Source organism: Flavobacterium sp. (assembly GCF_047602195.1).
Lineage (GTDB): Bacteria > Bacteroidota > Bacteroidia > Flavobacteriales > Flavobacteriaceae > Flavobacterium.
In genome coordinates this window covers 83,352-105,502 of the sequence record NZ_JASGHW010000003.1, presented here as the reverse complement: position 1 = coordinate 105,502, position 22,151 = coordinate 83,352, and the positions used below count along the sequence as shown (strand labels likewise).

At 44.5% G+C, this 22,151-nt stretch carries 19 protein-coding genes and 4 tRNA genes; 1 reads left to right on the top strand and 22 read right to left on the bottom strand.

Annotated features, from left to right (window positions below):
* Nucleotide 1 precedes the first annotated feature (1 nt).
* From secE to QM717_RS03945, 21 genes are all read right to left on the bottom strand, one after another.
* The gene (gene secE, locus QM717_RS04045; protein WP_415035999.1) at nucleotides 2-199 is read right to left on the bottom strand and encodes a preprotein translocase subunit SecE; all 198 of its coding nucleotides are present in this window, start codon (nucleotides 197-199) and stop codon (nucleotides 2-4) included.
* Nucleotides 200-212: 13 nt separating this feature from the next.
* Nucleotides 213-283, bottom strand: a tRNA-Trp gene (locus QM717_RS04040).
* Between the two features lie 59 nt (nucleotides 284-342).
* Complete coding sequence (tuf, locus tag QM717_RS04035; RefSeq protein ID WP_415035102.1) at nucleotides 343-1,536, bottom strand: elongation factor Tu; 1,194 nt, start codon at nucleotides 1,534-1,536, stop codon at nucleotides 343-345.
* A 57-nt stretch (nucleotides 1,537-1,593) separates the two neighbouring features.
* Nucleotides 1,594-1,665 (bottom strand) — tRNA-Thr (locus QM717_RS04030).
* A gap of 356 nt (nucleotides 1,666-2,021) precedes the next feature.
* Nucleotides 2,022-2,102: transfer RNA gene (locus QM717_RS04025), tRNA-Tyr, on the bottom strand.
* 44 nt (nucleotides 2,103-2,146) lie between these two features.
* A tRNA-Thr gene (locus QM717_RS04020) sits at nucleotides 2,147-2,220 on the bottom strand.
* Between the two features lie 93 nt (nucleotides 2,221-2,313).
* Nucleotides 2,314-2,616, bottom strand: a complete 303-nt coding sequence (gene hpf / locus QM717_RS04015; RefSeq protein WP_415035100.1) for a ribosome hibernation-promoting factor, HPF/YfiA family — start codon at nucleotides 2,614-2,616, stop codon at nucleotides 2,314-2,316.
* A 31-nt stretch (nucleotides 2,617-2,647) separates the two neighbouring features.
* Nucleotides 2,648-3,541: a tyrosine-type recombinase/integrase gene (locus tag QM717_RS04010; protein ID WP_415035098.1), complete on the bottom strand. Its 894-nt coding sequence runs from the start codon at nucleotides 3,539-3,541 to the stop codon at nucleotides 2,648-2,650.
* A gap of 69 nt (nucleotides 3,542-3,610) precedes the next feature.
* Complete coding sequence (rpsU, locus tag QM717_RS04005; RefSeq protein ID WP_415035096.1) at nucleotides 3,611-3,805, bottom strand: 30S ribosomal protein S21; 195 nt, start codon at nucleotides 3,803-3,805, stop codon at nucleotides 3,611-3,613.
* Between the two features lie 354 nt (nucleotides 3,806-4,159).
* Nucleotides 4,160-5,053, bottom strand: coding sequence for a hypothetical protein (locus tag QM717_RS04000; protein ID WP_415035094.1), 894 nt, complete (start codon nucleotides 5,051-5,053; stop codon nucleotides 4,160-4,162).
* Nucleotides 5,054-5,073: 20 nt separating this feature from the next.
* A complete protein-coding gene (locus QM717_RS03995) occupies nucleotides 5,074-5,928 on the bottom strand; it encodes a hypothetical protein (RefSeq protein WP_415035092.1) in 855 nt (284 codons plus the stop codon).
* A 248-nt stretch (nucleotides 5,929-6,176) separates the two neighbouring features.
* Entirely contained in the window at nucleotides 6,177-7,319 is a 1,143-nt protein-coding gene (locus tag QM717_RS03990) for an acyl-CoA dehydrogenase family protein (protein WP_415035090.1), read from the bottom strand.
* Nucleotides 7,320-7,335: 16 nt separating this feature from the next.
* A complete protein-coding gene (locus QM717_RS03985) occupies nucleotides 7,336-8,208 on the bottom strand; it encodes a ComEA family DNA-binding protein (RefSeq protein ID WP_415035088.1) in 873 nt (290 codons plus the stop codon).
* Nucleotides 8,209-8,255: 47 nt separating this feature from the next.
* Nucleotides 8,256-8,483: a PspC domain-containing protein gene (locus QM717_RS03980; RefSeq protein ID WP_415035086.1), complete on the bottom strand. Its 228-nt coding sequence runs from the start codon at nucleotides 8,481-8,483 to the stop codon at nucleotides 8,256-8,258.
* A gap of 127 nt (nucleotides 8,484-8,610) precedes the next feature.
* A complete protein-coding gene (locus tag QM717_RS03975) occupies nucleotides 8,611-9,972 on the bottom strand; it encodes a pyridoxal-phosphate dependent enzyme (RefSeq protein WP_415035084.1) in 1,362 nt (453 codons plus the stop codon).
* A 200-nt stretch (nucleotides 9,973-10,172) separates the two neighbouring features.
* Nucleotides 10,173-12,110, bottom strand: coding sequence for a putative porin (locus tag QM717_RS03970; protein WP_415035082.1), 1,938 nt, complete (start codon nucleotides 12,108-12,110; stop codon nucleotides 10,173-10,175).
* Nucleotides 12,111-12,237: 127 nt separating this feature from the next.
* Complete coding sequence (locus QM717_RS03965) at nucleotides 12,238-13,575, bottom strand: T9SS type A sorting domain-containing protein (protein ID WP_415035080.1); 1,338 nt, start codon at nucleotides 13,573-13,575, stop codon at nucleotides 12,238-12,240.
* Between the two features lie 131 nt (nucleotides 13,576-13,706).
* On the bottom strand, nucleotides 13,707-15,053 hold the full coding sequence (locus tag QM717_RS03960) for a hypothetical protein (RefSeq protein WP_415035078.1): 1,347 nt from the start codon (nucleotides 15,051-15,053) through the stop codon (nucleotides 13,707-13,709).
* Nucleotides 15,054-15,086: 33 nt separating this feature from the next.
* Nucleotides 15,087-15,638: a hypothetical protein gene (locus QM717_RS03955; protein ID WP_415035076.1), complete on the bottom strand. Its 552-nt coding sequence runs from the start codon at nucleotides 15,636-15,638 to the stop codon at nucleotides 15,087-15,089.
* Nucleotides 15,639-15,656: 18 nt separating this feature from the next.
* Nucleotides 15,657-17,441 (bottom strand): SusD/RagB family nutrient-binding outer membrane lipoprotein, encoded by a 1,785-nt coding sequence (locus QM717_RS03950; protein ID WP_415035074.1) that lies wholly within the window; start codon nucleotides 17,439-17,441, stop codon nucleotides 15,657-15,659.
* A 6-nt stretch (nucleotides 17,442-17,447) separates the two neighbouring features.
* Entirely contained in the window at nucleotides 17,448-20,576 is a 3,129-nt protein-coding gene (locus QM717_RS03945) for a SusC/RagA family TonB-linked outer membrane protein (RefSeq protein WP_415035997.1), read from the bottom strand.
* 238 nt (nucleotides 20,577-20,814) lie between these two features.
* On the opposite strand from QM717_RS03945, the gene QM717_RS03940 reads away from it, so the two are divergent.
* Nucleotides 20,815-21,459 carry a ribonuclease HII gene (locus QM717_RS03940; protein WP_415035072.1) on the top strand — a complete coding sequence of 215 codons (645 nt, stop codon included), beginning with the start codon at nucleotides 20,815-20,817 and terminating at the stop codon, nucleotides 21,457-21,459.
* Here QM717_RS03940 and lipB read toward each other — a convergent pair.
* On the bottom strand, nucleotides 21,377-22,126 hold the full coding sequence (lipB, locus tag QM717_RS03935; protein WP_415035070.1) for a lipoyl(octanoyl) transferase LipB: 750 nt from the start codon (nucleotides 22,124-22,126) through the stop codon (nucleotides 21,377-21,379). The two genes, QM717_RS03940 and lipB, sit on opposite strands and share 83 nt — an antisense overlap.
* Nucleotides 22,127-22,151: the final 25 nt, after the last annotated feature.

The following is a 22,151-nucleotide window of genomic DNA, read 5'->3' as shown; positions in this document are numbered from 1 at the left end:
ATTACGATTTAATCCAGGTGAAGAAACCAGCCAATGCCTTGGCGCAAACTTCGTCAACACCCCATGTAGCGAGTGCAAACAAAACTGAAAAAACAGCAACTACAATAGTGAGGCGTTGTACTTCTGCCCATTCTGGCCAAGTTGTATTGTCCTTCAATTCGGCGAATGCCTCTGATATATAATTGAATACTTTCATTATCATTTTGTTTTTGCACGGGCAGAGGGATTCGAACCCCCATCAACGGTTTTGGAGACCGCTATTCTACCCTTGAACTATGCCCGTCTATTAAAAACCAGCAACACATTAAAGTGCTGCTGGTTTTATCAATATTCGTATAAAAATTATTCTACGATTTCAGTAACCTGACCTGCACCTACAGTACGTCCACCTTCACGGATAGCGAAACGAAGACCTACGTTCATTGCGATTGGGCTCAACAAAGCCACATCGATAGTCAAGTTGTCCCCAGGCATAACCATCTCTACACCAGCCGGCAAAGAGATAACTCCTGTTACGTCAGTTGTACGTACGTAGAACTGTGGACGGTAGTTGTTGTGGAATGGTGTGTGACGACCACCTTCTTCTTTTTTCAAGATGTAAACCTCAGCCTTGAATTTAGCGTGCGGCTTAACAGATCCTGGCTTGATGATAACCATACCTCTTTTGATATCAGCTTTATCGATACCTCTCAAAAGAAGACCTACGTTATCTCCAGCTTCTCCACGGTCAAGGATTTTACGGAACATCTCAACTCCAGTGATGGTAGAAGTCAATTTGTCTGCACCCATACCGATGATTTCAACTGCATCACCTGTGTTGGCAACACCTGTTTCGATACGACCTGTAGCAACAGTTCCACGACCTGTGATCGTAAATACGTCTTCAACTGGCATCAAGAAAGGTTTCGCAACGTCACGTACCGGCTCTTCAATCCAAGAGTCAACAGCTTCCATCAATTCAAGGATTTTAGGAACCCAGTTCGGGTCAGCGTTCAATCCACCCAAAGCAGAACCTTGGATAACTGGACCATTGTCTCCATCGTATTCGTAGAATGACAACAAGTCACGGATTTCCATTTCAACGAGCTCTAACAATTCAGCATCGTCAACCATATCCACTTTGTTCATGAAAACAACGATACGTGGAATACCTACCTGACGACCCAAAAGGATGTGCTCACGTGTTTGTGGCATCGGACCATCTGTAGCAGCAACTACCAAGATAGCACCGTCCATCTGAGCAGCACCAGTAACCATGTTCTTTACGTAATCCGCGTGACCTGGACAGTCAACGTGCGCATAGTGACGGTTAGCTGTTTCGTACTCAACGTGTGAAGTATTGATGGTAATACCTCTTTCTTTTTCTTCTGGTGCGTTATCAATCTGGTCGAAAGATTTAGCAGCAGTCTTAGAAAAACCAGCCTCTGCCAAAACTTTAGTGATCGCAGCAGTCAAAGTAGTTTTTCCGTGGTCAACGTGACCAATCGTACCGATATTCAAGTGCGGTTTGGAACGATTAAAATTCTCTTTTGCCATTTTACTTAATTTTTAATCTTAGTTATATATTAGTGTTCAAAATTCAATACACTGTTGAGCCAATGACGGGATTTGAACCCGTGACCTCTTCCTTACCAAGGAAGCACTCTACCCCTGAGCTACACCGGCAAGGTTTAAACTCCAATTTCAAACGCTCGACAAGTGGAAGCTGTCTCGAATTTGAAATTTGGAGTTCCGGAGCTTTCGCCGGCAACTTGTAACAGTTGCGTTTGAGAAGTTTCCGTTTACTTTTAGACTTGAGCAGCCGCTCGCGTCTTGTCTTTTTTGATTTTGTCGACCTTCGGGTTATGAGCCCGACGATTTGCAAAACCTTTATTTAATCTTGCGATTTTAAAACACTTTCAAAATTTCGAAAAAGGATTACAAGCAAAGCTTGTGATCCGCAAGGGTGAACCCTTGCAATAATTTTTGATTTCTCGAATTTCTGAAAGCGAGCTTTCAAAATTCGCTCGATCAAAAATTAGTGGGGAGAGCAGGATTCGAACCTGCGAAGGTCTCCCAGCAGATTTACAGTCTGCCCTCGTTGGCCGCTTGAGTATCTCCCCTAACCTTTTTATTTCCAATACTGTAAGAACAAATGCTCTTTTTGAGCCGATAGAGGGACTCGAACCCACGACCTGCTGATTACAAATCAGCTGCTCTAGCCAGCTGAGCTACACCGGCATTGTACATAAAAAAAGTCCGCTATTTCTAACGGACTGCAAATGTATAGCATTTTGTTGTTGAATCAAAACAATTTTTAAAAATTTTTTCTCTTTAAATATGTGCCCTGATTTTTTCCTTTCTTTTCATTAATAAACGCTCCGCCGATTCGGCGCATTGGTCCACCGCTTCTTCAAAACTTTTGCATTGTTTCTTGACAAGGAAGTCGTCTCCCGGAACATGAATCTTAATCTCTACAATCTTGTTTTCCTTCTCGCTCGTGTTGTCCACCTTCAGAAAAACCTCAGATGACACTATTTTATCGTAATACTTCTCCAATTTGTCCATTCTTCCTTGGATAAAATCCACTAGCTTTCTGTCGACAGTAAAGTTTACTGCATGAACGTTTACCTTCATAATCTAAATTTTTAAGGATTAAACTTTGGAATTACCGTTGGTTTCGCGGATGCGCATTCCCATAAACCTGCCGGAGTTCTGATAAGCTGCTATGGGTATATATTTGTGTAGATGCCAAACTCGAATGTCCCAGTAATTCCTTTACTGAATTAATATCTGCCCCGTTGTTCAGGAGGTGCGTCGCAAAAGTGTGCCTTAAAATATGGGGGCTCTTTTTGACCTTCTCGGAGACATTACTAAAGTAGTGATTTATTAAATGATACACAAACGAATCGTTCAATTTAACGCCTTTTAAAGTCAAGAAAAAAAAGCCCGGATCTTTAACCACTTCTAAGCGTGACCGTTCAGAAAGATAGACTTGGATTTGTTGGGAAATAATTGGCAAAACCGGGACAATGCGTTCCTTGTTTCGCTTTCCGAGAACCTTGAGCGTGCCGTTTGAGCCAAAACTCGACAATTGCAAATGAATCAATTCGGTGCGCCGGATGCCCGTTGTATAAAACAAATCGATGATCAACTTGTCGCGCAAACCTTCAAAACCTTCGGGATACTGGATTTGATTGAGCACCAAATCGAGCTCCTTTTCCGAGAACGGAATCTGCAATTTCTTGGCCGTCTTCAAAGACTTGTGCTTGAGCAACGGATTGGCCTCGACCTGCTTGGTCTTCATCAGGAATTTATAAAAAGACCGCAACGAAGAAATCTTGCGGTTGACCGACGTATTCGAAATTCCGGCTTCGACGAGCGAAACGATCCAACTGCGGATCTGCCCATAATTGACCACATACAAATCCCCTGAATCGAACGCCGACACCAGAAAGTCCTGGAACGCCGACACGTCGTTCAGATACGCCGTCACCGTATGCAACGAGTAATTTTTCTCGAGCTGCAGATAATCCTGGTATGCCTGTTTGCCGTAGTCCATAAAAAAACCGTCAGTCCCAAAGATAAGAATCTTTGCCGACTGACGGTATATTTTTAAAGCGAAGAAATATTATCCTTCCAAGCTATCCTTCAATTGTTGGATGTAAGCCGCTTTCTGGATTTTCATCCTGTGCGTTACCGAAGGTTTCACAAACGCTTGACGCGCACGAAGTTGACGAACAGTTCCTGTCTTGTCAAATTTTCTCTTATAACGCTTAAGCGCTCTATCGATATTTTCTCCGTCTTTAATTGGTATAATCAACATAATATGGACACCTCCTTTCGTTAAGGCCGCAAAGATAAGTGAAAAAAGAACAAAGAACCAAGAGCAAAGACAAAAAAATTACAATTATATGGTTTTGACATTGTTTGTCTTGCAGCAAAGCGATCTTGGCTCTAGCAGCGTAGCGGTCTTTAGCGGAGCATCTTTTCTGGGCGTGCCGGCGGTTCAACATTTTTCTCTCATTGAAATTTACTGGCCGCCGTCGGGCTTTCCGCGGTGCACGGCACCTTGCTTCACTCCCTCACGCAAACCTTTGCGCTTTCATCCCTTTCTGTCTTGCAGCGCAGCGGTCTTGGCTCTAGCAGCGCAGCGGTCTTTCAGCAGAGCAGTCTATTTCTACTCGAAATAAAAAGTCGTCACCGTCGTATTCTCGGTATTTTCACCTGTAGCCATCGTTTGGGTCCGCTTGAAATAATACGGCGCTTCCGACAAGGTGAATTCGTAAACCGCCTCCTGCGTATCGGTCTGCCTTAAGTTGGGCGACAACCTAAAGCCTTCGATGAGATTCGCGTAACATTCGGCCTGGTAGACCATCAGGTTTTTCTTGCTGCCCATCGTATTGACGTTCAATTTGAAAAAATTATCCCTGATGTCCGAATAAGCCACCGGAATCGTCGTCCCGTCGTTTTTGTGGATGGCCGTCAAATTATTCGCGGTATCGTATTCAAAAGTATGCGGATCATCGGCTGCGCCATCGGTATCCAAATCCACACCTGCCCTGACCACATTGCCCTGGGCATCGAAATCCAAAATAATGCGGTGGGACAAGACGACCCCAAATTCCCCATAAGGCCGATCGGCCCTTTCAAAATACACCTGGTCGTCGGACGCATAGGTAAAGCGGTAATACAAATGGTTTCCATTAAACGCCCAATTGACGCCCGTGAGCCGGTTTTGCCCATCGTAGAAAAAATCGCGCACATCGTTCTCGTAGCTTCTCTTGGCCAGATGCCCATTTTCATAAAAATACCGTTGCTGCAATACTTGGCCTTGGCTTACCCCATCTACAAAATTCTCGACCGTTTCCGAAAAGAACTTCTGGTCCAGCAGGTTGGCCGTCGTAAAACTGCCTGAAGTTGTTCCGGTAGTTTCATCGGTGTTTGTACTTTCAATCGTGTAATAATCAAAAACAGGATTGTTGTTGAGTTGGAACGGTTCGGTCGCAGCATCGTCATCGTTACTGCAGGAAACAAAATTCAGGGCAAGCGCAAACAGAATGATTTTTTTCATATTTAAAAAAGTTAATGGGTTTATTGGTTAAAAAAGAATTCGATGACGGTTTCATTTTCGACACCGTCTGCCAATGGGGTCAGCGTCGTCTTTTTCTGGTAATAGATACTCGTTGGCGAAACCACATAATCCGAATCCGGATCATTGGCCAGCACATGCATCGAATGCCCCAAATTGTCCGGCCAATCCGTACCGACGTATTGTTCGGCACAAAGCACGCGGCGCGTTTCTATCCCATAGGTCTTATTGTCGAGCTTGTTGAAGTTGTCATAGAGCGTCGAATAGCTGAAGTTTTGCTCCGAACCATCCCAAAGTTGGATCTTAACCAAATCGCCATCGGAATAGGTAAATCTGTTGACGTGGTCCATCATCCCATCCAGATTGGAATCAGGCCCGGCCTTGACCACATTGTCGCCTTCAAATTCCAGGATATTGCGGTAAACGATCTGCGCCTCGGGATCGGTGTAAAAACCATCCAATCGCTCCGCATAAGTCACCTTGTAAGAAGCATGCACGAACCGGTAGTTGACTTGCTGCAACACACCGTCTTCCAAAACCATTTTCTGGGCGCCGATGAGCTGCAACTGATTATTGTAATACAAACGCGTATCCGGTGTCGCAGTAAGCTTCATGTTGGTGTCGTAAAAATAACGTTGTGTCGTTACGCCATCTTGTGTCACCGAAAAACGCTTGCCATCGAGCAGGTTTTCGGTATACGAATAATTGTCCGGGGAAGGGCTTCCGTCGGCCAGTGTCGTGGTGGATGTCAGGGTAAAATGACTAAAGTCGGGGATTGTGTAAGGCGTGGGATCATCGTCCGAACACGAAAAAAAAAGCATAGCGATTCCTGCCAAAGAAAAGAGTTTGGTTGTCATAGAATTAAAATAAATTGGTTGGTAATAGGATAACGAAATTTATTTTAACATATTGTTTTTTGTAATCCAAATCCTCAAAAAAAGAAAGAGCTTCGACTGAAGCTCTTCATGCAACACTAATAGTATATAAGTCCCGAAATCACTAATAGTGCATTTTCATAGTGTTCTTATAACAACCCAGGGCGATTTCCCCCTACCTTGAAAATAAAAAAAAGCTCCCGGATTTGGAAGCTTTTTTATATCTCGAATTATTCTTTGAGTAAATTTCTGGAAATGACCAACTTTTGAATTTCGGTGGTTCCTTCGCCGATGGTACACAATTTCGAATCCCTGAAGAATTTCTCCACCGGGAAATCTTTGGTGTAACCGTATCCGCCGTGGATCTGGATCGCATCGCTCGATACTTTGACGCACACCTCCGACGCATACATCTTGGCCATCGCCCCGAGTTTGGTCATCGGTTGGTGTTCTTGCTTGAGGTAAGCCGCCTTGTGGAGCAACAATTCCGACGCTTCGATTTCGGTCGCCATGTCGGCCAATTTGAAGGCAATACCCTGGAATTCACTGATTGGTTGCCCGAACTGGTGTCTTTCCTTGGAATATTTCAACGCGGCTTCATAAGCGCCTTTGGCAATACCGAGTGCCAATGCACCAATGGAAATCCTTCCGCCGTCGAGCACTTTCATCGCCTGGATAAAACCTTGTCCCACTTCGCCCAGACGGTTGGCATCCGGAACACGGCAATCCGAAAAAATCAATTCGGCAGTTTCCGAAGCACGCATGCCCAATTTATTTTCTTTCTTCCCTGATGAAAATCCCGGCGTTCCTTTTTCGATAACAAAAGCGGTCATTCCTTTGGAATCCCCTTTTTCACCGGTACGAACAATGACCACAGCGATATCGCCAGAAATGGCATGCGTGATGAAATTTTTGGCCCCGTTGATGATCCAATCATTTCCGTCCTTGACGGCAGTAGTATTCATTCCGCCCGCATCCGAACCGGTATTGTGCTCGGTAAGACCCCAGGCGCCGATGTGCTCGGCCGTGGCCAATTTGGGAATCCATTTTTTCTTTTGCTCCTCGTTTCCGAAAGTCAGGATGTGGTTCGTGCAAAGCGAGTTGTGCGCCGCCACCGACAGACCGATCGAAGGATCGACTTTTGAAATTTCTTCTACAACGGTGATGTATTCGTGATAGCCTAAACCAGAGCCGCCGAGTTCTTCAGGAACCAGCACGCCCATAAACCCCATTTCCCCCAATTTTTTAAACAACGGAACCGGAAAAGTCTGCGCTTCATCCCATTCCATAATATTCGGTCGGATATGCTGCTCGGCAAAATCCCTGATCGATTGCGCAATCATCGATTGCGTTTCATTGTATCCAAAGTTCATTTTATCGGTTATTTTTTTAGAATTCCAAATATAAGGCAATTATATTCATTTTATCAACAGGAAAGCCCGAAATTTTTAGCAAATCCTCAGACGACTTTAGGAGCCCATTCATGCTTCGATAGGTCACAATGGACTTGGCCAGTGCGTAACGGAAATAAGGAAATTGCGCCAATTCTTTGACCGATGCCTCATTGATGTTGATTTTTCTTACCTGCTGCGGATGTTCGACCTTGAAGGATTGCCGCAGCCGGCCTATGACCTCGGGCGACAATCCCCAAATGTCCTGCATCTGTTCCATACTGACAAACCCGCCAAGCTTTTCTTTTTCCTTGAGGATGCGTTCCGACAATCCGTCGCCGATGCCATAGATTTTCTTCAAATCGTCCTGTGTGGCCGTGTTGATATCGAGAACGGCCAGTTTGGGTTTTTCGTATTGGGAAATCGGATAATGGGCCGTCTTCCTGTTTTGGACCCAATCCGGAAATTTGAAATAAGGTGCGATTTGCCGCAACAGCGAATCGGAAACACCGGTAACTTTTTGGAATTCCTGCGCCGAGTTCACATAGCGGTCCGTGTTTCTAAATGCCAGTAGCCGGTCGATTTCCTGGACCGACATGCCCAGTTTGTACCCTTTGAAATCGGTGATGAAATTGGGATTGAACGGATAGATTTTGGGCTTTTTTTCGCGACGGGAAACTTTACCCATCGAGTCGATGGCAGATTGCACGGCGAGCCACCGCTGTTTTTTCGGGTCGGGTTTTTCAATGGCGCTGAAATCGGCGAAATGGTAAACCAATTGCAAAGCGACAATCAACAGGAACAATACAGCCAACCCGTTGCGTTGGGATTTGGTATAGTTGAAATACGGTCTTAATTTTTCGGGAAACATGATTTTGGCGTGTAAAGAAGGAAATGGCTTAGAAAAAAGAAGAAAATCTAAAGGTCGAAAACGGAACTCCGTTTGGCCCTGACAAGGTCTTTGAGCCGAATCCAGAAAGCGAGCGTGAGGTAAACCCCAAACCACAATCCGGCGGTCACAAACGAGATGTAGATGAAAAACAACCGCACATTGTTGGCGCGCATCCCGAGCTTGTCGGCCAGCCGCGAGCACACGTGAAAACCGTATTCCTCGAGGCCATATTTGAGCCGAATAACAAAAGGCATGTTCTTATTTTCCATTGCGCTAAGATAGGCATTAATGGTTAGAGTGCGCGGTAGGTTTTCTGTAAATATTCCTAAAAAAAAGCCCCAATTGTTCGAATTGGGGCTTGTGATTTGAAATCGAAACTTATTATTTTATCGAACCGATGATGTCGTATTTGGTGATGATATGGTGCTTGCCATTGCCCAAATCAACCAAAACCGCCTGGTTGTCCTTGGTGATGAGCTTGGACACTTCCTCGATCGAAGTTCCGACTTTGACAATCGGGTACGGCTTGCCCATGACATCCTTGATTGGTTTTTCGGCTACGTTCTTATCGGAAACATAACTCTGGAACAAATCGGACTCGTCTACCGATCCAACAAAACCGCTCGTATCGATGACCGGGATTTGCGAGATCTTGTATTTGCGCATACGCTCGATCGCGTGCGACACCAATTCCTCGGTACGTACGATCACGAGTGGTTTGTCGAGGTGGTCTTTGATCACATCTTCGGCCTTGGTGATTTCCTCGTCTAGGAAACCGCGTTCGCGCATCCAATCGTCATTGAACATTTTGCCCACGTAACGGCTGCCCGAATCGTGGAACAACACCACCACCACATCGTCCGGCTTGAAATGTTCCTTGAGTTGCAACAGCCCCTTGACGGCAGAACCCGCAGAGTTGCCGACAAAAATCCCTTCTTCGAGCGCGAGCCTTCGTTGGTAGATCGCTGCGTCCTTGTCGGTCACTTTGGTGAAGCCATCGATGAGAGAAAAGTCGACGTTCTTGGGCAGGATGTCCTCGCCGATGCCTTCGGTAATGTACGAATAAATTTCGTTCTCGTCGAAGATGCCGGTTTCGTGGTATTTCTTGAACACCGAACCATAGGTATCGATACCCCAGCACTTGATGTTCGGGTTTTTCTCCTTGAGGTATTTGGCTACGCCCGAAATGGTTCCTCCGGTGCCGACACCTACCACAAAATGGGTAATCTTGCCTTCGGTTTGTTCCCAGATTTCGGGACCGGTCTGTTCGTAATGCGCCAACGAATTGGACAGGTTGTCGTATTGGTTCACGTACCAAGAGTTGGGCGTTTCTTCACCGAGTCTTTTCGAAACCGAATAGTACGAACGCGGATCGGTCGGTTCTACATCGGTGGGACAAACGACCACCTTGGCGCCCACGGCACGCAGGATGTCCATTTTTTCCTTGGATTGTTTGTCGGTGATGACACAGATGAGTTTGTAGCCTTTGACGATCGCGGCCAGTGCCAAGCCCATTCCGGTATTTCCCGAAGTTCCTTCGATGATGGTACCGCCCGGTTTGAGGCGGCCGTCGGCTTCGGCATCTTCGACCATCTTGACAGCCATACGGTCCTTGACCGAATTGCCCGGGTTGAAGGTTTCTACTTTGGCCAGTACGAGCGCATCGACCTCCTTGGTCACTTTGTTGAGTTTGACCAAAGGCGTATTGCCGATGGTGCCCAATATATTTTCAGAATAATTCATTAGCGCAATGTGTTTTTTGGATATTTCTAATTTTCTGGGGACAAATATAGGAATTTGATATTCAAACGAAAGCAATGTTTAACGCAAATGTTGGTTCGCGTGAGCGATGGAAACGGCATCCTTTTGTGCAGTCCCGACACTTCGGGACGGAGCAAAAGATAAAGTGGACAGCGCGACCCGCAGGGACACGTCCAAAAAAATTACTTAAAGAAAGTCCACACCAAACCGAAGCGGATGATGAAATCGCGGTACGGGTAATTGGGCGCCGAATAGAATTCGTTGGTGCCCGACCAGGCCGAATTGAAATGCTCGGCTTTGATGAAAATGCGCGTTTGGCGGATGCGTGCGTTGAGGAAGAAATCGAGCATCGGGAATTCACCGATTTCGCGTTGGTCCTGTACGAAGAATTCGGCCAAAACCGGATTGTAGTCGTTGGCGTAGTATTTCGTGAAATAATTGAGCACTACGCCGGTTTGCAGGTAGAGCGCGCGTTTGAAAAAATGGTCGCTGAAATAGAGCGTGTTTCGCGTGACGAATTCAGGCACGTTGAGGATGTTGTTGTCTTGGTCTACTTTCTGGTACAGGAAGGTGTTGTCGAGCGCAAATTTCCAGAACTTGAATTCCTTGCTGAGTTTGACCGATAGGTATTTGATCGATTTGTCGTATTGTTTGGGCGTAACCAGTTGCACGGTATCGTTTTCGAAATCGTTGCTGAAATACAGCATGTCGCTTATGTTGGAGAGCTGGAACGAAGCGTTGGCCCATTTGGTCTCGGCATTGATTTCAATATTGTTGATCTTTTCGTTCTTGAAATTGTTGCGCCAGATGTAATTGTCGTAGCTGCTTTGGTGCAGGTTGTAGATGTGGTTGGGAAGTTTGTTGATTTTCTGGTAGCGCAACGACGCCTTGATGTTTTCGTTGAGCGTGTAATGGACCGTACCGTCGATGTTGGTCAAGGACTGGTCGGTGATGGAATTCGAATACAATACTTTGGCGTTCCAGTTGTTTTTACGGTATTCGTATTGGCCGCCCACAGAATTGATTTTATCGCTGAGCGATGGCGGGACAACCCCATCGGGGAAAATAAAAACGGTGTTGTAATAATAGTTGTAACGGAAGTCTTCAATGAAAAACTGGAATTTCCCGAGTGTACTGTTTTCATAAGCCGCCCCGATCTTATTGTACATTTTATTGTAGCGCACCTGGTCTTTGATTTTTCCTGCCGAAGTCGGCCCAAAACGATTCACGTACAAATCGCCGATTTGTGAGGAAATGCCGGTCTGGCTGTATTCGAAAAACTTGCGTTCGTAATTGAATTGGTGCGTCAGGTAAAGGTTGTTGCTTCCGTGTTCGGGATTGATTCGAAACGCATGGTCGACAAAAAACCGGTTGCCGCGCAGAAAAGTCCTTGCGTCTTTGAGAAACACTTCGAGCCGTTGGCGTTCTTTGAAGTCTTCGTCCTTGCCTTCGAAATCGGCGCGAGTGGTGATACCGCCATTCTCCCCGTTATCAAAATCCTGGCCGGTAAAATGGGCATTGACCACATACCTTTCGCTCTTGGTTTTGTAACTCGTGGTGAACCTGAAATTCCCCGAGCTTGTAAGTTGGTTGATGTATTTTCCGAGCGAACGGAGTCCTTTGTAGGCGATGGAAAAATTGAGCCTTTCGGAAGTATTGAGCGTCGCCAAGGCATCGACACTCTGGCCTTGTTCCATGACGGTCTTGAAATACAGTTCGGTTATGGGCGTTGCCACAGAATAGTATTTGATGTCCTTTACATCGAGGTAATTGATGTGCTTGGCCTGGTAGCCGAATTCCGGATAGGGTGAAAACCCATTGAGTCCGTATTGCAAAGCGTTGTATGGTTGGCCCTCATTGACAAACGGCAACAACCCGAAATTGTCTTTGCGCAGGTAGTTGTATTCGTATTCGTCCTTGATGGTCAGCGAGGTGTCGACATAAGTCGTGTCGCGTTCGAGCGTGATGATGCGGTAAGAAGTAATCGGTGCTTTTTGGGCGAGCTCTTTGGCTTTTTGCTCCTCGGTTTTACGGAGGCTTTTCTGCTTTTCTGTAGTGGGTTCCTGTGAAAAAACAAAAAGCGAAAACAGTAAGAATATAGCCGAAAATACAACTCTCATAGTAAGTAATAAAGGACAAAAATAACCATTTGTTTGTAAATAGCGTACAAATTATGATTTTATAAAACGAGACCATAAAAAAAGGGCCACCCGAATGGATGGCCCTTTTGGTCAGAAAAATTTCTGATTATTGTTTTACCACTTTGAGGGTAGAAGTACCTTCGTTGTTAGAAACTTTTACCATGTAAACACCTGCGTTCAAAGAACCCATGTTTACAGTAGCAGCATTTACAGAACCGAAGTTGTAGTTTGCTACTTGCTTACCAAGGATGTCGAAAATCGCTACAGAGCTGATGTTCTTACCGTTGATGTTCAAGTCACCTGAAGTTGGGTTAGGAGAAGCCGTGAAAGCTTTTGTTTCTTGGAAGTTTTGAGTTCCCAAAAGTTCGCGGAGGTCATTGATCCAACGGTAGATACCACCTTCAACAGCCGAAGCAGTAAATCCAGAAGCCAAACCGTGTGAGAAGTCGAAGAATTCAACTGCGCTTACGGCGTCGATAGCCTCACCCAAGTCGATCCAAGTCAAACCGTCATCACCACTGATTGAAGCTCCTCTGTTACCATCGATCAAGTCTTCACCAATGTTAACCAAAACACCAGTTTCACCACCTACGTAAGTAACATCTCCGCTTCTGATGGTTCCTTCTGGCAAGTCCATGGTCCAGTTTTGACCACCATCAACAGATCTGTATTGTGACCAGTCTCTGAACACCATGATTCCTTTGTCCATATCGTCAAAAGAGAAAGCAGCACCCAAGTCAGCATCGCCAAAATCCTGGCAAGGCGTTTGGAAAGCTTCCCAGTTCAAACCGTTGTTGTCTGATCTAAAGATTCTTCCTTTGTTGGTACCGAACCAGATTCTAGATCCGGCAGTCTCATAAATTCTTGTGTATCCGTACTCACCAGTCAATGGCACAGGAATGTTTGAAGATGGAACACGAGTCCAAGTTACACCACCGTTTGAAGTAGTATACAACTCGAAGTATCCACCAGCAGGGTCTCCACCGCAAACACCAACGTTAGCATCCCACATGTGGACGAAGTTCGTGAAAGAGTCTGTACCGGTGTTGAAAGAAGCAGAAGCTTGCTTGGTCCAAGTAGCACCACCATCGGCTGTTTTCCAGATACCTCCTTGTACAGTTGGTGTATTCGGGAAAGCCGCAGTCCATGCCGTTGAAGAAGAAATTGGGCTCAATGAACCAATCCCAAGGTTAGTTGAACCTACGTTGATGGCACCGTTGGTCCAAGTATTTCCAGCATCACCTGATTTTGCCCAAACTCTAAATTGAGCAGCACCACCTGATCCGTCATAACCTGTAACCCAAACATCCGCCTCGTTAACGTAACGAATCTCGTTAACACCAGTAGATGCTGTTGCAAAACCTGTTGATTCCTCCTCCCAATACACTTGCGCCTGGGCAGAGTAACCTAAAACCATAATAGGTAATAGTAATAATTTTTTCATAATAAATTAATTTATAGTTAAAGATTCACAAATATAAAAATATATTTCAGACAACACATAAAATTGCCTTCAAATAAAGCTAAAAAAATAGTTAAAAAAGCCCTCTCGAATGAAAGGGCTTTTTATATATCTTAAAGTCCTTCCGCTTCAACGGAATAAACAACAGAATTTCCAGTACCTGTCTTTTCTACTTTCAGAATGGTTTTTGGAGCACTGCTCAAAGTAACGTCATCATAGATACCATCATAGAAACCAGTTGATCCGTCAGGATATTTCCATACGATTCTGTATCGCAAGTCAGCTCCGCTACTCAAAACGTTAAGCGGTGACAATCTGATGAAGTAAGTACCTTCCTGCGAAGACAATCCATCAGAAATACTTCCAGGAGAGTTCCGGAAACTGTGCCCAATGTAAGCCGAACCAGTTGGTTCAGGAGCGGTATCTCCAAATGAAGCTACAATCTCAGAACTACCTGACAAAGCCGCTGCCGGCGCCAAGTTTACTTTGAATTGTGTCCCATTTGATAAAATTTCAGTTACATAAGTTCCCGCAGCAGCAAACCTACCAGGGCCGTTAGAAACGGTAACAATCATACCCAACTGCAAACCAGCCGTAGACGCTACAGTAATAAGGTTACCCGGACTGCTCGAGGCACCAGTCATGGTCAAATCTACACCCGAAGCAGTAATGACGCTGTTTGCGCCCAATGCAGATAGAGGCGCTCTGCTGATTCTGAACTGACTGTCACTCAAGATTGAAGTAATCGTTGTATAGGGCAAGAAGTGACCTGGTCCAGAAGATACATTCACAATAGCACCTACTTGTAAACTGGCTGTTGAACTTCCGCTGGCCAAAGTAACCGTGTTGGTAGGATTGGTAATCGGTCCGCCGCTCACAACTGTCGCTCCTGGTGGTAAAGTATGCGAATAAGATCCTGGTCGGTCCACATAAACCCTCATGTTGTTTCTGCTGGTCGATGGATTGAACCAAGCTACACGCACCTGGAGCCTATTGATGTCGTCAGACGGTGTTGCGGTGTTTCCGGTATTGAATATGATTTTGTTCGAATCAATCAAATAGTGTTTGCCCGGCTCTACCGTTTTGAGTGCAATACCACTGATGTAAAGTTCCATAGTACTATCGAAAACAGCACCGCCGGAAGCCAAGATTTTTTCAGAAGCGGTAGTATCGCCCGGCAATACGTCTACTGAAGTCCTGGTTCTTCCGCCCGATTTGTTCATTGTAGTCACTTCTACCGTAACCGTATCAGCAAATGTACGCTTGACGTCCACAGTAAAAGGAATTTCCTGACTGGTGAGTACCGCAGTCAATGCAGGGTCTACAGAAATTTCACCATGGATTACTTCAATAGCCTGGTTTCCAATCGGAGTTCCAGAATATTTCTCTTCATCCGATTCACAGCTTGCAAAAAAAGCGACAAGACCTGCAAGAAATAATATATTTTTTAATTTTTTCATATCAAATAAGTTTTAAATGTCTATGCTTCCATCTTATGGATTCGCTTCATGGTTGTTGTATGGAACTTCAGCATCCAATGGAATTGGGGTGTTAAACAAACGGGTGTTGAATTTATACCCTTGCTCCATAGAAGCTGTAATTTGGTTGATACGTGCCAAATTCATATAACCTGCCTTGTGTCCGGAAGCATCATAAGAATAGGCAAAAAACGTATACACGTCTCCATCCTGAAGATCAGACACGTTAAGACCAAGTGCAGTCGCTACCATTTGTGGTGTAATTCTCAAATTGTATGGAAAAGTAGTGATGCTTTGCATATATACGTAGTCCCCTGTCAAGAACTGGCTAGGGTCTCTTCTTCTTACATAAAGATCGTACTTGACCACATTCCCCGAAGGATTCGACAAGATTCCAGTAAACGCAGTGGTTGACAATTCGTCAAAATCCATTTCCCTGGTTTCAATATCCAGTTTCATATATTGACCTGCTACTTTTTCCGGCAGCGGGTTTGTAGAGTCATCTTCGCAGGAAGACACACCAAAGGCCATCAAAAAAGCGATCGGCAATAAAAAAAGTTTTTTCATAATCACTATTTTTTCTTATTAATGTAATTCAAATCCGCCTAAGTCCCAAAATACTCTTTTGGTTCTCACATTGCTCGGCGCATTAGGGTTGTTGTTCACGCTGGCTCCAGCATACAAAGCTGTTGAGAAGTAAGCACCTGGGTTTTCTTCCACCGTAGGTTGGAAGTTATCAGGATAACCTGTTCTTCTGTAATTGTTGTATGGTTCGATACCATTACCCCATGCAGCAATGTAATACTCCTTGATAATGATTTGAAGTTTATCGGCTTCACTAGAAGCATCGTATCTTTCCAACACATAAGCGACATAAGTATCCGTCAAGGTGTTTATTTGTGCCTGTGTATTTGGCGTATCAGGCATACCTGGCGCATACTGCGGCAACAAAGTAGTAGTTTTGGTGACCGACTGACGGATTGCTTGCTCTAATTCTACCTTTGCATCTCCGGCCATTCCCAATTTAAGAATCGCCTCGGCTTTGAGGAAGTGTACATACGAAGACAATACCATCGGCATGATACCCGCTCCAAGACCACCTCTTAAACCTGCGTTGACAAAACTATTTACCTGAACCGGCGCTCCAATCAAACCACCTGCAGGATATACCCCGACAATAGTACGCAAATCGTCATCCAACGGAATACCCGAAGCATCCCCATGGTCACGACCCAATAAACTTCTACCATTAGTTTGACTGTCATCCACCCTTGGCACCGAAGTACAGTAAGCAGCTCTGACCCCTAAGTTATAAAATGAAGAATATTGATCCTGTGAATAATGTGCCGGACGCGACAATGATTTACACGGAACTGCTTGTGCATTTTGCAAAACTTGGTTCGTAATATCTTTCTGTTTGAAGAAATAATAACGGAATCTTGGATCTACAACATTTTGCAGTGTAGTTCCCACTTCTCTAACTTTCTCTTCATTAACAGCCCAAAAGAAATAGTTCGCGATATAAGCACCTGAACCCAATTCATAATGATCATTGTATTGTGGATGTCTTGAGTTCGGAACATCACGCTCGGTTCCATATTTGAAAGCGAAGTCCTTTGCAGAATCATTGATCAAATCATTTTCAGCCATCAACGCCGCCAATTCAGTATTGATATTGATTCCACCGAAACCAGTAGCCAACCTGGCTGTACAAAGCATTTTAAATTTAAGCGTCTTGGCCAATGTTATCCATTTCGCAGGATCTTTAGCGTTGATGGTACCAGTACCAAAGTACAAATCACGTGCAGCCAAAGCCCCGTTAGAATTGTCGGACATGCCCAAAAGTTCAATAGCGTCGTTCAATTCATTATAAACTCCCGCATATACCGCTTCACTGCTGTCGTATTTAGGTGTAAGGTTGGCGTTACCCTGAAGTGCTTCAGAGTAAGGAATGCTTCCATACATATCAGTCAAGGTCAAGAGAACGTAACATCTGATGATTTTAGAAGCACCCAAAATGAAATTCTGACCATTTTCAGTTGCTTTTGGCTCCATTACCTTGATCGAGTTCAGCATCAGGTAAGCAGTCGTCCAGTTGTTATCGAAATCTACCGGTGCAAATGAGTTGTCGTAAGAAGTTCCGTTGGTCATTGCCATCTGTCTGGTCATACGCTGGGTAAAACCATTCGCAGAATTCACGAAATCTGGCAACGTCAATTGTACATTGTTGAATACATACACCGGATCCAATTTGTCGGCCGGCAAAGTACTCGGGTTGTCCGTTTGATCTAAATCGAAAGTTTCACAGCTTCCCAAAGCCAGGACAGCCAATAGAAGAAACGATTTAAATATATTTTTTTTCATTTTCATTTTTTCTTAGAAAGTTAAGTTAATATTAAAACCATAACGCTTAGATGTTGGCCCTGTCAAATAATCAAAGCCCTGTCCGTTACCAACACCCAAACTCATTACTTCTGGGTCAAAGTTCAACTCATCTGGGAAGTTAAACGCTTTGTACCAAAGGTTCTGGCCTACGATAGAGAGTGAAATTTTACCAAAAGGGGTTTTCTCCAACAGCTTTTTAGGAAGACTGTAAGACAAAGAAACTTCTCTCAATCTCAAGTTCGTTGCGTCGTATACCGATTGCTCATCGATGAAGAATCCAGAGTTGTTGAATCCGTATTCTGTAGCACCGATCTGGATCTCGTTGATGTTTCCGTTGGCATTCACCCCTGGAAGTACATACGTTCCGTTTTTATCGATTCCTGTATCTACAACACCTCTAGACATCAAAGCGTTGGCAGTGTTAGAGTAAATATCTCCTCCTTTTTGGAATTCAAATTGGAATTGGAAAGTAACTCCTTTGTAAGAAAACTCATTAATCACTGTTGACTTCCAATCTGCATTCGGGTCACCGATTTCTTTCAAGTCGTCATCTACTACATAGTTACCGTCGGCACCTACGATATAGTTTCCGTTTCCGTCTCTTTTAATCGTGCTACCCATGATGACACCGTAAGGTCTTCCTGGTACCGCAAAGTTACCACGGTTGGTGAATCCTGCAATACCAAGCATTTCAACACCTGGACCCAATTCTTCTACAATGTTTCTGTTTTTGGTCATCGTTCCCGAAAGGTTCCAAGAGAAACCATCCGTTTGAGATCTAATCACACCCAAATTCACACCGAGTTCATAACCCTTGTTGCTGATTTCAGAAACGTTTTGTGTTTGTGAACTGTATCCGCTTTCTGGAGCCAAATCAGCAAAAATGATCAAGTCTTTTGAACGCTTGTCATACAATGACAAATCGATTCCTAATCTGTTGTCGAGGAATTTAGCCTCTATACCGAATTCTACCTCTTTGTAAAGTTCTGGCTTGAGGTTCGGGTTACCCAATTGTGCACTTGGCCCAATAATATTAACCGTTTCTCCTTCGATTGGCTGGAAAGAGCTCGTTTGCTGGAACAATCCAATATTCGTTTGATAAGGCGAAGGGAAACCTGCTGAAGATCCATAACCTACACGCAATTTCGCATAATTGATCCATCTTTTGTTTTTCAAAGCTGAAAACGCATCTGTTGGTACAAACGAGAGTGAAGCTGACGGGTAAAACAATGAACGGTTGTCCTCAGTCAAAGACGAGAACCAGTCATTTCTTCCTTGCAAGTTCAAGAAAAGGAATTTCTTGAAAGCAAGCGTCATACTGGCATAGGCACCCACGACATTCTGGCTTTGACGCTCAGAATACCCCAAGTGGTCCTGGAAGTTTTGGTGCTCCTGGAAATCGTAAACGAATTGGTTGAAGCTTTCCAAAGCATTGTATTTGTATGATTCCATACGCGAGTTGATACCCGCTGTTCCATCCAATACCCAAATTTCATCCTTATCAAGATTCTTGTTGAAGTTGTAGCTGAACGTATGGTCAAAAATAGTATTCTCGTTGTTGGTGGTTCTCATGTAACCACGTGAAGTTTGCACACCTCCCTTATTGATGTAATACAGTTTTCTCTGGGTATAGTTGTCAAAACCTAAACGGTAAGAAACATTAGACCATGAGTTCAATTCATACATCGCAGTGAAGTTCGCATAGAAACGTCTAACCGATTCGTCATCGCTGGCGTTTTTGAGCAACCAACGCGGGTTGGTGATGTCCCTTCTGTAGTACACCGATTCGTGTGTTTTAGGATCTTCATACGGCAACCCGAACAAGTCGAAGTTTCTTGGTGTATAAAGAATAGTAGAGAAAATAGACGGCGTAACCGCGCCCGAACCATATCCATAACCAGTCAATGGCGCGCTTTTATCTGTCTTCACAAAGTTCAATGAAGTAGACAAAGTCAAACCGTTTGACAATTTGGTAGAACCTCCTGAACTCAAGTTCAAACGTCTGTATTGGTTGTTGTCGATAAATCCTTGGTCATCGGTATTACCCACGCTTAAGTTATAGCTGGTTTTGTCTGCTCTTCCGCTGATGCTGATCGAAGTTGTGTTCACATAGCCAGTTTTGAAGAAAGGCTTCACGTTGTTTTGCGGCGCCCACGCCACCTTGATTGGCTTATTCTCCTCGTCGAAGAATTGTGGGAAGATATCACTTCCGTAGTAAGCCAACGGATGATCTACGGTTCCGTCGAGACCAATTCCACCTTCGCCCCTTGCATCAAAGCTTGGTCCCCAGTTTCCGAATGTTGTACGGTATTCATTGTTGTTACCCACACCCCATTTGTTTTGAAAATCAGGAAGGTTGGCAATTTCTGTCATGTACATGGACTGCGCCACGTTGACTTCCATTTTCTTGTTGACATCTTTTGTATTTCCGGTTTTGGTAGTAACCAAGACCACCCCTTTTGAACCCGCAGATCCATAAAGCGTAGTTGCACTCAAACCTTTCAAGATACTGATCGATTCGATGTTGTTCGGATCCAAGTCAAGGAAACGGCTCGAAGCATTGGTTGCACCTTCTACGAAGTTACCATCGGTGTTGGTATCAGAGTTGAACGGAATACCATCAACGATAAACAACGGTTGGTTACTTCCTGTAATCGAAGAATAACCACGGATGATGATGTTGGTACCCGAACCTGACAAACCACTGGTCTGTTGAATGTTTACCCCAGGCGCTTTACCTGTCAAAGCCCTTACCACATCGGTTGAAGGCTTAGAAGCAAATTCTTCAGATTTGATGGTGGTCACGGCATAACCAAGCGCTTTTTTCTCTTTCTTGATCCCTTGACCTGTGACAACTACTTCCCCGATAACCTGTGCATCGGATTTCATTTCCACATTAATTTTGCTTGTAGCACCTACAGGCATACTGATGTCCGTATATCCAACGAAAGAGAAAACCAGGACATCTCCTGCTTTTGCCTTAATGGAATAGTTACCATCAAAATCTGTCTGCACACCTGCTTTTGTGTTTTTATTAACGACATTTACAGTAGGCATGGGTAGACCGCTCTCTGTAACTGTACCGGTAATCGTTTTCTCCTGTGCAAAAGAAAACTGCATTGAGAACGCTAGCAATAGCGCAAAAATCCACTTGAACTTAGATCTCATATTAAATTTATTTGAGTTAGTTATTTCGCAAACTTCTTAATAATTTCTTAATTAACCAAATTAATATATCCACGAAGCCGTGTTAAAAATTAATTTCTGTTAATATTATCTTATAGCAACTTTCAATAGAAGATGATGGTTCGTTGCAAAAGGTTGGACAGAATTTTACTATTTTTGTAAAAATTTTTAAATGCTCATTTCCAGGTTTTCAGATTTTGCTTTCGAAGCCGGCACAGATGAAGCCGGGCGTGGTTGCCTTGCAGGCCCGGTAACGGCCGCAGCGGTCATCCTGCACGATGAATTCGAGCATGAATTGCTCAACGACTCCAAGCAACTCACCGAAAAAAACCGCGAAATCCTCAGGCCCATCATAGAAGAAAAAGCACTTTGCTTTGCCGTCACGCATTTGGAACCGATCCTAATTGATGAAATCAACATTTTGAATGCCTCGATCAGGGCCATGCAGGAATCGATACAAAAACTGCACACCGCTCCTTTATATATTATCGTGGACGGAAATCGTTTCAAACCCATCAACAACATCCCTTACAGTTGCATCGTCAAAGGCGATTCCAAATACCGAAGCATTGCCGCAGCGTCCATCCTGGCCAAGACCTACCGCGACGCCTACATGGAAAAGATCCACGAGGAATTCCCGATGTACAACTGGAAAAAAAACAAAGGATATCCTACCGAAGAGCACCGCGAAGCCATCCGCAAATACGGAACGACCAAATACCATCGCATGAGCTTTAGGCTTTTACCGGATCAGCTTTCGCTGGATTTTGAAGAAGATTGGAGTATTCCTGGAGTTCGGCTGAAAATAACGCCGTGAAGTGTTTCTTGATTTTTTGCTTGACTTCTTCCATATCGACAGTCGGGACGCCAAGCTCTACATTGAGTGAAGTAACCGCTTTACCGCGAATCCCACACGGAATCATGTTGTCAAAATAGCCCAGGTCGACATTGACATTGAGCGCAAACCCATGCATGGTCACCCAACGCGAGGCACGCACGCCCATCGCACAAATCTTGCGTGCAAATGGCGTCCCGACGTCAAGCCAAACACCGGTTTCGCCTGCACTTCTGGTGCCGGTGATACCGTAATCGGCCAGCGTCAAAATAATGACTTCCTCCAGAAAACGCAAATATTTATGGATGTCGGTAAAGAAATTATCCAGATCCAAAATCGGATAACCAACGATTTGACCAGGCCCGTGATAAGTAATGTCGCCACCACGATTGACTTTGTAGAACGTTGCGCCTTTTTCGGCCAACTGCTTTTCACTGATGAGCAGATTGTCGAAATCGCCGCTTTTCCCCAAAGTATACACATGCGGATGCTCTACAAAAAGAAAGTGGTTCGGGGTCTCGAGATCGGTTTCCTCCCTCCTGTTCTTGATTTTCAGATTGAGGATTTCATCGAAAAGCGTTTCCTGAAAATCCCAGGTTTCTTTGTAGTCTTTTAAACCAAGGTCTTGAAGCCGGACAATTTTATTCATGGCAGTTGAGTCGAATTTGGACACA